The organism is Xanthomonas sp. BRIP62418, from assembly GCF_003993495.1.
Taxonomy (GTDB): Bacteria; Pseudomonadota; Gammaproteobacteria; order Xanthomonadales; family Xanthomonadaceae; genus Xanthomonas; species Xanthomonas euroxanthea.
On sequence record NZ_QEZG01000062.1, the window covers coordinates 14,866 to 28,413 of the forward strand.

Annotated in this window: 14 protein-coding genes; 6 read left to right on the forward strand and 8 right to left on the reverse strand. The window is 63.1% G+C overall.

All coding sequences use genetic code 11. From position 1 onward, the window contains the following. Positions 1–3,198, forward strand: coding sequence for a CusA/CzcA family heavy metal efflux RND transporter (locus tag EO174_RS22505; protein ID WP_005996619.1), 3,198 nt, complete (start codon positions 1–3; stop codon positions 3,196–3,198). Further along, a complete protein-coding gene (locus tag EO174_RS22510; protein ID WP_005996620.1) occupies positions 3,195–3,473 on the forward strand; it encodes a hypothetical protein in 279 nt (92 codons plus the stop codon). The genes EO174_RS22505 and EO174_RS22510 overlap by 4 nt, the downstream gene beginning before the upstream one ends. Positions 3,474–3,501: 28 nt before the next feature. Here the strand turns inward: EO174_RS22510 and EO174_RS22515 are convergent, their stop codons facing one another. The 7 genes from EO174_RS22515 to EO174_RS22545 form a co-directional block, all read right to left on the reverse strand. Then, positions 3,502–4,806 (reverse strand): arsenic transporter, encoded by a 1,305-nt coding sequence (locus EO174_RS22515; protein WP_005996621.1) that lies wholly within the window; start codon positions 4,804–4,806, stop codon positions 3,502–3,504. 18 nt (positions 4,807–4,824) lie between these two features. Next, positions 4,825–5,550, reverse strand: coding sequence for an arsenical resistance protein ArsH (gene arsH, locus EO174_RS22520; protein WP_005996622.1), 726 nt, complete (start codon positions 5,548–5,550; stop codon positions 4,825–4,827). After that, positions 5,547–5,960 carry an arsenate reductase (glutaredoxin) gene (arsC, locus tag EO174_RS22525; RefSeq protein WP_005996623.1) on the reverse strand — a complete coding sequence of 138 codons (414 nt, stop codon included), beginning with the start codon at positions 5,958–5,960 and terminating at the stop codon, positions 5,547–5,549. The genes arsH and arsC overlap by 4 nt, the downstream gene beginning before the upstream one ends. Positions 5,961–5,969: 9 nt before the next feature. Next, complete coding sequence (locus EO174_RS22530; RefSeq protein WP_005996624.1) at positions 5,970–6,500, reverse strand: arsenate reductase ArsC; 531 nt, start codon at positions 6,498–6,500, stop codon at positions 5,970–5,972. Further along, complete coding sequence (locus EO174_RS22535) at positions 6,497–6,844, reverse strand: metalloregulator ArsR/SmtB family transcription factor (protein ID WP_005996625.1); 348 nt, start codon at positions 6,842–6,844, stop codon at positions 6,497–6,499. The genes EO174_RS22530 and EO174_RS22535 overlap by 4 nt, the downstream gene beginning before the upstream one ends. A 115-nt stretch (positions 6,845–6,959) precedes the next feature. After that, complete coding sequence (locus tag EO174_RS22540) at positions 6,960–8,057, reverse strand: UvrD-helicase domain-containing protein (protein ID WP_039420092.1); 1,098 nt, start codon at positions 8,055–8,057, stop codon at positions 6,960–6,962. Continuing rightward, positions 8,035–9,615: an AAA family ATPase gene (locus EO174_RS22545; RefSeq protein WP_005996627.1), complete on the reverse strand. Its 1,581-nt coding sequence runs from the start codon at positions 9,613–9,615 to the stop codon at positions 8,035–8,037. Before EO174_RS22545 ends, EO174_RS22540 begins: the two co-directional genes overlap by 23 nt. Positions 9,616–9,888: 273 nt before the next feature. Here EO174_RS22545 and EO174_RS22550 point away from each other — a divergent pair, with 273 nt between their 5' ends. Next, positions 9,889–10,941 carry a DNA-binding protein gene (locus EO174_RS22550; protein ID WP_005996628.1) on the forward strand — a complete coding sequence of 351 codons (1,053 nt, stop codon included), beginning with the start codon at positions 9,889–9,891 and terminating at the stop codon, positions 10,939–10,941. Between the two features lie 20 nt (positions 10,942–10,961). Here EO174_RS22550 and EO174_RS22555 read toward each other — a convergent pair whose 3' ends face one another. Beyond that, on the reverse strand, positions 10,962–11,720 hold the full coding sequence (locus EO174_RS22555) for a hypothetical protein (RefSeq protein WP_228913226.1): 759 nt from the start codon (positions 11,718–11,720) through the stop codon (positions 10,962–10,964). A 120-nt stretch (positions 11,721–11,840) separates the two neighbouring features. Between EO174_RS22555 and EO174_RS22560 the strand changes: the two genes are divergently transcribed. The 3 genes from EO174_RS22560 to EO174_RS22570 all read left to right on the forward strand — a co-directional run. Beyond that, positions 11,841–12,191: a helix-turn-helix transcriptional regulator gene (locus tag EO174_RS22560; protein ID WP_005996633.1), complete on the forward strand. Its 351-nt coding sequence runs from the start codon at positions 11,841–11,843 to the stop codon at positions 12,189–12,191. Between the two features lie 174 nt (positions 12,192–12,365). Then, positions 12,366–12,785, forward strand: coding sequence for a transcriptional regulator CopL (gene copL / locus EO174_RS22565; RefSeq protein WP_005996635.1), 420 nt, complete (start codon positions 12,366–12,368; stop codon positions 12,783–12,785). Positions 12,786–12,898: 113 nt separating this feature from the next. Further along, on the forward strand, positions 12,899–13,548 hold a 650-nt coding region (locus EO174_RS22570), incomplete at its 3' end, for a multicopper oxidase domain-containing protein (RefSeq protein WP_126941544.1).

The window sequence follows — 13,548 nt, forward strand, 5'->3', positions numbered from 1 at the left end:
ATGCTCGAACGCCTCATTGGGCTGTCCATCCGCCATCGCTGGCTGACGCTGGTGCTCACCGCTGCGCTGGTTGCGTTGGGCGTGTGGAGCTACCGTCACCTATCCATCGACGCCACACCGGACATCACCAACGTCCAGGTCCAGATCAACACCCAGGCCCCGGGCTACTCGCCGCTGGAGGCCGAGCAACGGGTCACCTTTGCTATCGAAACGGCCATGGCCGGCCTGCCCAAGCTGGATTACAGCCGCTCCTTATCGCGCTACGGGCTTTCGCAGGTCACCGTCGTCTTCAAGGATGGCACCGACCTGTACTTTGCTCGCCAGCAGGTCGCCGAACGGCTGCAGCAGATCGCCTCCCAGCTGCCCGAAGGATTGGATCCGGAGATGGGCCCCATCTCCACCGGGCTGGGCGAGATCTTCATGTACACCGTGGAGGCCGAGCCCGACGCTCGCAAGCCCGACGGCACACCCTACACGGCCACGGACCTGCGCACCCTGCAGGACTGGGTGATCCGCCCGCAGCTGCGCACCACGCCCGGCGTCACCGAGGTCAACACCATCGGCGGCTTCGAGCGGCAGATCCACATCACTCCAGATCCGGCCCAGCTGGTGGCGCTGGGCTTCACGTTGAACGACGTGGTCGCAGCGGTCATGCGCAACAACCAGAACATTGGCGCCGGCTACATCGAGCGCAATGGGCAGCAATTCCTGGTGCGTGTGCCCGGCCAGCTGGCCAATCTGGAGGCGATCGGCAACATCGTGCTGGACCGGCGCGATGGCGTGCCCATCCGGGTCCGCGATGTCGCCGGCGTAGGCGAAGGCAAGGAGCTGCGCACCGGCGCGGCCACCCAGAACGGCCATGAGGTCGTGGTTGGCACCGCCTTCATGCTGTTCGGCGCCAACAGTCGAGAGGTCTCCCAAGCGGCTGCGGCCAAGCTGGTCGCCGCCAACGCCAGCTTGCCCCCGGGCGTGCATGCCAAGGCCGTCTATGACCGCACCGCGTTGGTGGACCGCACCATCGGCACGGTATCCAAGAACCTGATCGAGGGCGCGCTGCTGGTGGTGGTGGTGCTGTTCCTGCTGCTGGGCAATGTGCGCGCCTCGTTGATCACTGCGGCGGTGATTCCGCTGGCGATGCTGTTCACCATCATCGGCATGGTGCGTGGCGGCGTATCGGGCAACCTGATGAGTCTGGGTGCGCTGGACTTCGGCCTGATCGTGGACGGGGCGGTGATCATCATCGAGAACTGTCTGCGCCGGTTTGGGGAGGCGCAGCACGCGCTGGGCCGCCAGCTCAACGATGAAGAGCGCTATGACCTGACCGCCTCGGCCACCGCCGAGGTGATCCGTCCCAGCCTGTTTGGCCTGGGCATCATCGCGGCGGTCTACCTGCCGATCTTCGCGCTGTCCGGGGTGGAAGGAAAAATGTTCCACCCGATGGCGATCACGGTGGTGCTCGCCCTGACCGGCGCCATGGTGTTGTCGCTGACCTTCGTGCCGGCGGCGATCGCCACCTTCCTGCGCGGCCGCGTGGCCGAGCACGACAACCGCCTGATGCGCTGGTCACGCGCTCGCTACACGCCGCTGTTGGATTGGGCGCTGCGTCGGCGGGTCGTGGTGCTGACAGGCGCGGCCGTGCTGGTGGTGGGGTGTGGCGTGCTGGCTACCCGCCTGGGCTCGGAGTTCGTACCGAGCCTGGATGAAGGCGACATCACTTTGCAGCCAATGCGCATTCCCGGCACCAGTCTGGAGCAGTCGGTGGCCATGCAGGAAACGCTGGAGAAGCGCCTGGCCCAGTTCCCGGAGGTGGCCAACATCTTCTCCAAGATCGGCACCGCCGAGGTGGCCACCGATCCTATGCCGCCGTCGATGGCCGACACCTTCCTGATGCTCAAACCCCGCGACCAGTGGCCCGATCCGCGCAAGCCCAAGGCCGAGCTGGTGGAAGAGCTGGAGACGGCGGCTAAGGAAATTCCGGGCAGCAACTACGAGTTCACCCAGCCCATCCAGATGCGCACCAACGAGTTGATCTCCGGCGTCCGTTCGGACGTGGCAGTCAAGGTCTACGGCGACAACCTGGACCAACTGACGCGCCTGGCCAGCCGGGTCGAGCGGGTCATGCGCAGCGTCCCCGGCGCCGAAGACGTCAAGGCCGAGCAGGTCTCGGGCCTGCCGCTGTTGACCATCACGCCAGATCCGGCGGCATTGGCACGGTATGGCCTGAACCCGGGCGACGTGCAGGAAACGGTGGCCACCGCCATTGGGGGCAGTGTCGCCGGCCAGCTGATCGAGGGCGACCGCCGCTTCGACTTGGTCGTGCGCCTGCCCGAATCGCAGCGCCAAGACCCCGCCGTGCTGGCAGATCTGCCCATTCCGCTGCCGGCAAACACCGGTATCGATGAGTCAAGCCGCCTGGCCACCGGCGCCAATGGTGGGCCTCGCACGGTGCCGCTGCGGGAAGTGGCGAAGATCCAGGTGGAGCGCGGGCCCAATCAGATCAATCGCGAGAACGGCAAGCGACGCGTGGTGATCACCGCCAACGTGCGCGAGCGCGATCTGGGCGGGTTCGTCGGCGAGTTGCGCACGCGCATCGGCCAGGATGTGAAGCTCCCGGAGGGCTACTGGATCGACTACGGTGGCACCTTCGAGCAGCTGATCTCGGCCACCCAACGCCTCGGCGTGGTCGTTCCAGTGACACTGGCGTTGATCTTCGCCCTGCTATTCATGGCCTTCGGCTCGGCCAAGGATGCGGCCATCGTGTTCAGTGGCGTTCCGCTGGCGCTGACCGGCGGTGTGCTGGCGCTGGCCCTACGCGGGATTCCGCTGTCGATCTCCGCCGGCGTCGGCTTCATCGCGCTGTCGGGCGTGGCTGTGCTCAACGGGCTGGTCATGATCGCCTTCATCCGCCGCCTGCGCGAACAGGGCGATCCGCTGGACGACGCTGTCCGGGACGGCGCCCTTGGCCGCCTGCGCCCGGTGTTGATGACCGCCCTGGTGGCCTCGCTGGGCTTCCTGCCCATGGCCTTGAATGTCGGCGCCGGCTCGGAGGTGCAGCGCCCGCTGGCCACTGTCGTCATCGGGGGGATTGTGTCATCCACCGCATTGACCTTGTTGGTGCTGCCGGTGCTCTATCGTTGGCTGCATCGCGACCGAGCTCCCCGCGGCGATCGCACTGCCTTGGAGTCCTCGAAATCGTGAACGAGATCAACCTGGAACAGGTCCGTGCGGCGATGTTTACCGACCCGGGTGTGAAGGCGGTAGACGACCTACGCCTGGTCCCCGGCAAAGAAGATGGCCGTGCGATCGCGGCCACCATCACCGTCGCGGCCCCCTCAGTCGACTTGGACTTGGTGCACGCGGTGACCGCCCGCGTGCTGGCCGACCAATTCGGCATCGATCAGGTCATGCTGTGCTTCAACGATCCGGGTCCGGTGCCGCCGCCCCCCACCGCGGCACCCTTGAAGAAGATGTGATCGCCTGCGGCCCTGTGCGCCGACAGGGTCATTGAGCGAGCGGCAGCCAAATCCAGAGGGCGACGAGCGTGGCCAACAGGACCGGGGGCGTGAGGATTAGCCCTACCTTCATGTACTGTCCCCACGTGATCCGTTGGCCCTTGCCGGCGAGGACGTGCAGCCACAGCAGGGTCGCGAGCGACCCGATCGGAGTGAGCTTGGGGCCAAGGTCGTTGCCCACGACGTTGGCATAGATCATCAATTCGCGGGTGGCGGCCGGAAGATTGGCCCCATCGATGGCCAGCGCGCCCACCAGCGTCGCCGGCATGTTGTTCATGACCGAAGCGAGGCCCGCCACTGCGAAGCCAGTACCGATCGTGGCCACAAAGGTTCCCTGCGCCGCCAGCCACTCAAGCACCGCACTTGCCGCCTTTGCCAGCCAGGCGTTGCCAAGCCCATAAACCACCAGATACATGCCGACCGAGAACAGCACGATCTGCCAGGGCGCACCGCGCAGAATCTTGGTCAGGGCCATGGTTGCGCCTCGGCCGCCTGTCGCCCAGCGACCTGCAATTGTCATCAGCACCAGCGCAGCCACACCCGTCACCAAGGCGATCGGGACGCCCAGCGGCCCGGTTACGAAGTAGGCAACGAGCAGTAATGCGAGCAGGGGCAAAGCGGCGCGGAAGACAGCCTTGTCGCGGATCGCTTGATGCGGCGCTTCAAGATCGTCGACCGGGTAGGTGCGAGGAATGTCGCGGCGGAACCAGAGCCACAGGACGATCAGCGTGGCGCCGACCGACACCAAATTCACCGGCACCATGACCGCTGCGTAGCGCCCGAACGAGACGTCAAAGAAGTTCGCGGTGACGATGTTGACCAAGTTCGAGACAACCAGCGGCAGGCTGGCCGTATCAGCGATGAAACCGCAGGCCACAGTGAACGCCAGCGCACTCGCAGGCGGGAAGTTCAAGCGCAACAGAATGGCCAGGACAATCGGCGTCAACAGGAGAGCCGCGCCATCGTTGGCGAACACTGCCGCGATCGCAGCGCCCAGCAAGACGATCAGCGGAAAGAGCTTCCGACCATTGCCGCCGCCCCAGCGGGCCACATGTAGGGCAGCCCATTCGAAGAAGCCGGCCGCGTCTAGGATGAGCGAGATGATGATGAGTGCGACGAAGGTGAACGTCGCATCCCAGACTATCCCCCACACCGTGGCGACGTCATCCCAACCGACGACGCCGGTGGCCAACGCTACTGCGGCGCCGGCGAGTGCCGACCAACCGATACCGAATCCGCGCGGCTGCCAGATGACGAATACAAGGGTGACGATGAAAATCGCGAGGGCAAGCATGAAGCGCTCCGACAAGGGTTAGATGGAGCGCTGATTCACGCGCTTGGACAGTTCTTCGGCGCTCTCAACACGTTCGGAATAGCGATCGGTCAGGTACGCTGAGCGACCACGCACCAGCCAGGTGAACTTCACCAACTCCTCGCATACGTCAGTAACGCGCTGATAGTACGCAGACGGCTTCATGCGCCCAGCCTCATCAAATTCCTGGAAGGCCTTGGCCACCGAGGACTGGTTCGGGATGGTGACCATGCGCATCCAACGGCCGAGTACGCGCAGTTGGTTTACTGCGTTGAAGCTCTGCGAGCCGCCAGACACCTGCATCACCGCCAAGGTTTTGCCTTGTGTCGGGCGCTTGGCTCCGTCGGCCAGAGGAATCCAGTCGATTTGCGCCTTCATGATCCCGGTCATGGCGCCGTGGCGTTCGGGGCTGACCCAGACCATGCCTTCGGACCAGTACGCGAGTTGGCGCAGCTCACTCACCTTCGGATGATCCGGGGTGGCTCCGTCAGGCAGTGGTAAGTCGTGCGGATCGAAGATCCGCACGTCGCAGCCGTACCAGCGCAAGAGTCGGCCGGCTTCTTCTGCCAGCAGTCGGGAATAAGAGCGTTCCCGCAGCGAGCCATAGAGGATGAGGATCCGCGGTGGGTGCCTTGGGTCGCCGGGCCCAGCTAGTGCGTCAACGTCGATCGGTGCAAGTTGTGCTACGTCGATGCTCGGCAGATCTACGGCAATGCGATCAATCACGTCGACGCCCCGGCTGCGGTCACGATTTCGCCGTCTTCCTTGGTGAAGGAGGACACCGGCTTGTCCAGCAGCGCGAGCACCTTTTCGGACGGTCGGCACAGGGCCGCGCCCCGGCCGGAAACGACGATGGGACGGTTGATCAGGATCGGATGCGCCATCATCGCGTCCACCAGTTGCTCGTTGGTGAGCGCGAGATTATCCAAGCCCAGCTCCGCGTACGGTGTTCCCTTCTGGCGCAGGAGCTCACGAGGGGACATGCCCATCGCGGCGAGCAGCTCGACCAGCTTCTCGCGCGTGGGCGGCGCCTGCAGGTACTCGATGACCACCGGGTCTTCACCTGACTGGCGCATCATTTCCAGGGTATTCCGAGACGTGCCGCAGGCCGGGTTATGGTAGATCGTCAGCGTCATGATGATCCCTCAAGCCACGTCGGGTCGGGGCGACGTGGCGCCCTCGAACTGCCCGATGTCGCCTACCTGCGCCGTCAAGGTCGCCCGCGACAGCGTGTGGATCGGAAGTGCGACGAACGCCTTGACGCGGTTCTCCATGTACACCAGCGCCTGCCGAAAGGCGGCGCGCTGCCACATGTCCCCGCGCGCTTCTCGGCTCGGGTCTTCGATGCCCCAATGCGCAGTGATCGGTTGTCCTGGCCACAGTGGGCAGGCCTCGCCGGCTGCCTGGTCACAGACGGTAAAAACGAAATCCATGGTCGGGGCGCCTGGCACGGCGAACTCGTCCCACGCCTTGGAGCGCAGCCCCTCGACTGGGTAGTCGGCCTGACGCAGCGTCTCGATTGCCAGCGGGTGGACCTCACCCTTGGGGTGGCTGCCGGCGGAGAACGCATTGAAACGGCCATCGCCGATCTTGCGAAGGACGCTCTCGGCCAGGATCGAGCGGGCTGAATTGCCAGTGCATAGGAACAGGACGTTAAACGGCTGAGGGAAGCTCATGCGCAGGTCTCCGCGGGACAAGGAGTGGCGAGGTTATTGAGGGCGCCGCAGATGTCCGGATTCCCGGAGCAGCAGTCCTCGGTGAGGAATTCAAGAAGCTGGCGCATGTCCTCGTAGCTGGCGGCGTACAGGACACGCCGCCCGTTGCGCCAAGAGCGCAGTAGGCTCGCCCGCTCCAAGGTCGCAAGGTGGAAGCTCATGCGCGGTGGCGGAATCGCGAGCGCTTCGGCAATTTCACCTGAGGGCATGCCGTTGGGACCAGCGCGCACCAGCATCCTGAATGCGGCCAGGCGGTCGGAGTGCGCAAGAGCAGAGAGCGCTGAGACGGCAGAGTCATCGTTCATTCGTCAATTCTACAACGATCCTTATAGGATGCAATCATTGCGGGTGTCGGCACCTTTCAAGCCGCGTATTGCTTAGGCTCCGGGAACCGCGAATGCCACAATATCCAACGCTTCTCTATGTGCTTGCGCTGGCAGGGATGTACAGCTGATGACCCGGCAAGGCGCACGCGCCGGCATACACAAAGGCCACGCTTTGCCGTGCCCGGGTGAAGGCCACGTAGTACTTCGGTGGCGCGGTGATGCGCGCCAGATCGGCCGTGCGCAGGTACTGCGTCAACGGCCCGTTCGGAAAGATAAGGACCCGACTGTAGGTGCGGCCCTTGCACTGCCCAAAGTTCACCGCTGGTAGTCCGTCGCAGGCTTGCCGCCGATCATGCCGAAGCACGGTGGGGGCAAACTCCTGCACGTACGCCGCAACATCCCCTGGAGCGACGAGGTAGATGCCATCGTGCCCGGTGACCTCGCCATTGCCTGATTGGGTCGGCGGCATCTGCGGATAAAGCGTGTCAGCCATATCGCACAGGGCCTGAACGCAGCGCAGACTGATGAGGCGGTGATCCAGCTGGCATAAGCCGTCCGACTCCCAGATCTGAAACAGCGCTGCCAGATTGGGCCCACGATACTGGCTGTGCCTTTGCGCATAGTTGGTGGCATACGTCGCCTGGCGCGTATCACCCACCAACGTGATGGCGATATCGCTCTTCAACAGCCGCTCGACCAGATCCAGATCAAAGCCGGCCAGGTCCTGAACTTCGTCGATGTAGAGCTCGTCGTACATGGCCGCCAGGCGCGCCATGACCTGACCTTGGGTCAGCTCATCGCAGCGCACAGCAAAGTCGGCCGCCCGGTCCGAATACATCCGGTTGCCTGCTAGGTAGTGGCGCGCTACCTGTGTGCGTGGGGCCCGGTTGTTGGTGACACCTTCTACGAACAGGATGGTCTCGATGCGAGGCTCAGGGCACAGCGCCGCCTGGTACGGGCGGATGCACTGGCGTAGCAGAAATCCATACCAGCTGTGTAAGGTGACATGCGCGGGGACCGCGCCGGCGTGGACCTCAAACGAGCGCCGGATCTCTTCAAGGTTTTCCAGCGTGTAGGTGACAATCGCGATGCGGCGCCCAGGTCGCTCCAAGGCCTGCCGGACCAGCAACGTGGTCTTGCCAGAGCCGGCCGCCGAGAGCAAGACCCGGTTAGGTGATGGCACGCTGGACATAGTCCGGGAACCTAATCGAGTGAGGGCTGTTGAAGATCGCCAGGGCCGTATCGGTCTTATGGCCTTTCATGTACTTGAGCAGCGCCACCTCATCGGCGAAGGTCTTGCCCAGCACGGTGTTGAGCTCAGCCAGCGAATTGGCTTTGATCAGCTGCTCTTCCAACGATGGGGCGCTTTCGTCGGAATCGTAGTAGAGCGCGGTGAGGTGGTCGGCATAGCGTTCCTGCACAACGGCGATGTCGCCGTCGTTGTCGGTGATCATCTTGGCCTGAATTTTCAGCCGATCCGCAATCTGCAAGAAGCGTTTGAATGCCAGCGATTTGACCGAGATGATGTCCACGCCATGGGCCATCGGCGCCACGCCATGGTGGTCGCTGTAAGCACGCTGCACGATCAGCTCATCAGATGGCCCTTCGACCAGGATCGCCTGTTTCGCCAAAATCAGCCGCAGCGTGTCGTGGCCCGGCAGCTTCATGAAATAGTCGTGGGTATCGGATGGCAGCTGGTCCAGCTTCATCTGGCCCTGCGCGCTGAAAAGGATCACGTTGTCCACGCCCAGCTTGTTCAACACGAAGCTGCTGTGGGTGGCGATGATCACCTGCTGGGCGGTGGAGAGGGCCGCAATTTTGTCGATCAACTGGGTCATGCTGGAGAAGGACAGATGGTTCTCTGGCTCCTCGATCAGCAGCACGTGGGCCGCCCCGGCCGCATGCATGGCCAGCTTCATCTTCACCGCACTCTGTTCGCCCTTGCCGGCCTGGGTGAAGGGGAGCTCATCCAGGTACGGTGACAAGCTGGTTTCCCACGTTGAGCGCGGCGACGTGTCCACACCCACCGTCAGCGCCCGGTGGCTGATGTCCCCCGTGTGTTCGGTGAGGTAGGCGTTGATCGCTGCCACATCCGCTTCTTCGGAAAAACTCCGCCGCATGCGGCGGAAGCTCAGCGACAGCGAGACGCGTTGCGCCGGCGTTAGTGCTTGCTCGATGATGCCGGCGATATAGCGATCGGCACCGGACAAGGTCTTGATGCCGTGCGTGTCGATGATGGTCGAGTCGAACGGAATACTGCGGGCGGTGACGCCATTGTTGGCGAAGGAGTACCAGCGCACCGTGTAGTACTCCACCGGCAGGCTGACCGCGCCCTGGTGCTGCTGCAGGTAGGCGTTGAACTCCTCGCGGTAGTCGTCGTTGAGCTCGACCAGCAGGCGGATGCCGGCGGTATCCAGGCGCAGGGAGTTATTGGTGCCACGCAACGACGCCAGCGCGGCGTCTCCGCCCAAGTAGGCTTCGACGGAGATCCGTGGCGGCGAGGCCGGCGTGCCCGCAGCAAGGGTCGCCAAATATTCCTGCACCGTGGGCTGGTGAAACAGGTAGGGAGTGAGCTCGTAGGCGAGATTGCGCCCATGCAGTTGCCCGGTGACCACCGCGTGGATGGCCTCCAGCAGGGTGGACTTGCCGACCTCGTTGTCGCCCACCACCAGATTCATGTGGGCGTTGAGCGGCAGGTCCAGATGGCGAAACGACTTGAAGTTGTCGATGACGATACGTTCGATCGGCATGCACAGTCCTTTGATGGCCAACGAGCTCGGTGGCGGAACCTGCCCAAACCTTGGCTGGCCTCCTTTCCGCTCTGGGCCATACTACCCAGCGATCGCCGGTCCTGGGCGGTTTCGTACTGTTTTGACGGCTGGAAATGGCCGAAGCGCTTGTCACGCGGGATAATTCAATATTATCCCGTATAACTATTTCGCCGACGAGCGGTCGTCTACCTGCTTTAATAGTATGTAATTACATGGTATGTAATACATTACGAAATAAAGTGGGGTGGCACGATGGCGCGCGCAGGACTCTATAAGAGTGACGTCCAGAAGGCGCGCGACGCGCTGCTGGCCCAAGGCAAGAAGCCGTCAGTCGACGCGGTGCGAGTGGCTTTGGGCAACACGGGCTCCAAGACCACGATCCACCGCTACTTGCGTGAACTGGAAGGAGAGGAAGGCGGCGGTCCGGCGAGGACGGTAGCCGTTAGTGATGCTTTGCAGGACTTGGTTGCGCGCTTGGCCTCGCGGCTCCAGGAGGAAGCAGAGGCCATCCTCACCCAGGAGCGTGAGCGCCATCAGGCTGAGCTCCACAGTCGGCAACAGGCGCTTTCCGGTGCCCAAGAGGAGGCTGCTGCCTTGAGCAGTCGGCTGCAGCGCACCGAAGCAAGCCTGCACCAAGAGCAAGCTGCTCACGCCCTCCTTCAACAGAATCTAGGTGACAGGATCGCGGAAATCGCCCAGTTGAACGAGCGCATCGCCGGCATGACGGTGCGGCTGGCTGACCACGAGGCGCATGCGCGTTCTCTGGAGGACAAGCATGCTCATGCCCGGGAAGCGCTGGAGCACTATCGCACTTCAACCAAAGAGCAGCGCGAGCAAGAGCTGCGCCGCCACGAACATCAGGTCCAAGAGCTGCACGTAGCCTTACGTCAGGCCAATGAAGCCTTGGGCGTGAAGAATCAGGAACTGCTGGTGTTGAACCGCGACAACGGCCAATGGCTGGAGCGCCACGGGCGGATTGAGCGGGAGCTTGCCCAGTTGCGACAGGCCCACGAAAGCCAACATAGCGAGGTCGCGGCGTTGCGCCAGACTGCGACGGACCATTTGGCACTGCAGGAGCGCTGGAAGACTGATGCCAAGGCCTTGGATGCCATGCGCAACGAGCTAGCTCAGGTTCAAGACACCCTTATGCGGGAGCGTGAGCGCCGCGAGAGCGCTGAAGCCGATGCATTGCGTGCCAATGCACGTCTTGAAGCGCTAGAGCCCCTACTGAATCAACTGACGCCAGCACAAAATGCGGTGAAGAAAACTCGGCGCGGCCATACGCAGGATGGTGGAGCCGACTGACGAGGCTGCTCGTTTGTCTGCTAGCGGCGGGGGTGGCGCTCACCTGTCCAGTACGCCCATTCCATAGGGACGACCCAATCTACGAACAGTTTGGCTACTGAGGACTCCGGTGCCAAATGATAGGGCTTGAACATGCCTTGCTCGGGCGAACTGGTCATCAGGTAGCGCAGGCGCTTCTGGACCTCCTGAAAGATGGCTTCCCGCACATGGGCACTGTCGTGCACGCCAAGACGCATCGCCACCGAGGCACCTTGGCGTACCGCCGCCCAGCAACAGTAACGCCACCGCGCGATCGGCAAGCCCGGCGGCCCGGATTGAAAGACGAACCCCACATCGCGTGCCCAGCTTGGGTCGAAGTGATGTTTGAGCAATTGCTGCTCCAGAAACTGCTCGGTCTCCCAGAGTGCAAGTTCATCCCACAGCTCCAGTTTCGCGTCCGCGAGGTCCACATCATGTGCCATATCGCCGAGCTGGTCTTCCAGCACAGGGAGCAGGTGCCTGCGCTCGTGGGTAGACCAGGCGAAAGCCCATTGCAGATCTTCGATGGGCGTGACCTCGGCATCGGGGCGGATCTGCCATCGATCTGCTGGCCAGGGAACTTGGATCAAGGCCAAGTCTCGCAGCGCGTCCAGCACCAACAAGGTGGAGCGGCGTGTGGGCGCCACCGGTATGCGTCGTAGCTGCGCGGCCAACAGCGCGGCCAGGAAAAGGGTGCCACGAAGGCCCAACTCCTCGATGCTGGCGACCCCAGATGGCGTCATTGACGAGGTTCCGGGCATGCGGTTTCCGGGGATGAGGGAGCGGCGTGGCTCCTGGTGGGGGCGGCGCTACCGGTGTCGCCGGTTGCCTCAAGGCTAAGAATATCTTAGTATGCAAGGCAGGGTACATCCGCCATCCTTATGGGGTCTCCATGGGGTGCGCGCGTGACTTTGTCCGTCGACTCAACACCGACCTTCGCTCGACGCCTCAAACAAGCCCGCCTGCACACGGGTTTGTCGCAGAAGGAGTTGGGCATCCGGGCCGGTCTGGATCCTCACGTGGCCAGCCCCCGAATCAACCAGTACGAGCGTGGCAAGCACGAGCCCAAGCTGGAGACTGCTGAGCGGTTGGCCCAAGCGTTGGGGATCCCCGCCGCCTTCCTCTATACCGACGATGATCTGCTGGCCAAGCTGCTCCTGCGCTGGGGCTCGCTAAGCAAGCAGCAGAAGCGCGAGTTGGTGAAGCTGATCGAGGCCACACCCGAGAAGTAAACCGAACAAGCGCTCGCCCAATGGGCAACTCTTCGCCTCAACCCGCCCTTTGGGTGCTCCTGGAGGGAGCTGCAGTGGCCGCGGCTAGTGCGAGTGACAAGTCGCGGCATCTCAGGCTTACTTGAGATTTCGTTCACGACCGATACACACGCGCCTTGTCTAAAGTGATTTACCATGTCGCCCGTGTCAGCCTCCTCACTTCTACTGCGACTGTTCCTGATCGCCATGCTCGTGCTTAACGGCGCGTGGTCGGCGTTTGCGACCGTCAGTATGAACCCGGTCATGGAAGAGCAGGCCAGCGAAGTGGCTGCCGCGGTGCAAGTCGACGGAGACTGCGTCGCCCATCACAGTGCTGAGCATCATCCCGATGCCACATCGATTGAAAAGGCTGGCACTGGGCATGGCGACCATGCCGGTCCCGACTGTTGCAAGTCTTCTGCGTGCCGGTGCGCCTGCGTACACGCCTGCGCGAGCGCACTTCCTGCGCGCCTGCATGTTTCGGTGCAACTGGCCTTGGGCCTGGATGTCATGCCGCTGCCCCTAGGGCATGCGGCACCTGCCTTGCCTCATCTGATCCGACCACCGATCGGCTAAGCGTCCCTAGGCGCCGCAATGGCGCCGTTGGTGTGGCTTGCATGCCTGTTTAGGCCAGCCGCCCGCTCTGTACCACCGCCCGCCGGTGGCAACACGACGCTTGGAGCATTTTCATGTCGCATGATGATTTTCGTGGTCCACACGGTGGACCGCTGCTGCCTTCGCGGCGGCGATTTGTCCAAGGCTTGGCCTTGGGAGGCGCAGTCGCAGGATTAGGTTTCTGGCCCAAAGCCAGTTGGGCGCTCAAGGGCCCGGGACAACCCAACGTACTATCGGGCACCGAGTTTGACTTGACCATTGGCGAGACGCCGATGAACTTCACCGGCAAGACCCGCACCGCGATCACGGTCAACGGATCCGTTCCGGCGCCGTTGCTGCGTTGGCGGGAAGGCACCACGGTCAACCTGCGTGTCTCCAATGCATTGCCCGCTAACTCCATCCATGGCGCGGACACCTCCATCCATTGGCACGGCATCATTTTGCCGGCCAACATGGACGGAGTGCCGGGCCTGAGCTTTGACGGTATCGGACGTGGTGAGACCTACCACTACCGGTTCACCCTGCATCAGGGCGGCACCTACTGGTACCACAGCCACTCAGGGTTCCAGGAACAAGCCGGGCTCTATGGCCCGATCGTCATCGACCCATTGGAGCCGGAGCCCTTCAGCTTCGATCGCGACTACGTCGTGATGCTGAGCGATTGGACAGACCTGGACCCGACGGCCCTGTTCGATCGTTTGAAGAAGATGCCGGGCCATGACAA

Bases quoted from the DNA above. Each gene is read 5' to 3' on its own strand.
- EO174_RS22545 (WP_005996627.1), bottom strand. From the start codon at position 9,615: ATGCCGATCGAACGTATCGTCATCGACAACTTCAAGTCGTTTCGCCAT.
- EO174_RS22505 (WP_005996619.1), top strand. From the start codon at position 1: ATGCTCGAACGCCTCATTGGGCTGTCCATCCGCCATCGCTGGCTGACG.
- copL (WP_005996635.1), top strand. From the start codon at position 12,366: ATGTCGCCCGTGTCAGCCTCCTCACTTCTACTGCGACTGTTCCTGATC.
- EO174_RS22540 (WP_039420092.1), bottom strand. From the start codon at position 8,057: ATGTCCAGCGTGCCATCACCTAACCGGGTCTTGCTCTCGGCGGCCGGC.
- EO174_RS22535 (WP_005996625.1), bottom strand. From the start codon at position 6,844: ATGAACGATGACTCTGCCGTCTCAGCGCTCTCTGCTCTTGCGCACTCC.
- EO174_RS22555 (WP_228913226.1), bottom strand. From the start codon at position 11,720: ATGCCCGGAACCTCGTCAATGACGCCATCTGGGGTCGCCAGCATCGAG.
- arsC (WP_005996623.1), bottom strand. From the start codon at position 5,960: ATGACGCTGACGATCTACCATAACCCGGCCTGCGGCACGTCTCGGAAT.
- EO174_RS22515 (WP_005996621.1), bottom strand. From the start codon at position 4,806: ATGCTTGCCCTCGCGATTTTCATCGTCACCCTTGTATTCGTCATCTGG.
- EO174_RS22550 (WP_005996628.1), top strand. From the start codon at position 9,889: ATGGCGCGCGCAGGACTCTATAAGAGTGACGTCCAGAAGGCGCGCGAC.
- EO174_RS22530 (WP_005996624.1), bottom strand. From the start codon at position 6,500: ATGAGCTTCCCTCAGCCGTTTAACGTCCTGTTCCTATGCACTGGCAAT.
- EO174_RS22560 (WP_005996633.1), top strand. From the start codon at position 11,841: ATGGGGTCTCCATGGGGTGCGCGCGTGACTTTGTCCGTCGACTCAACA.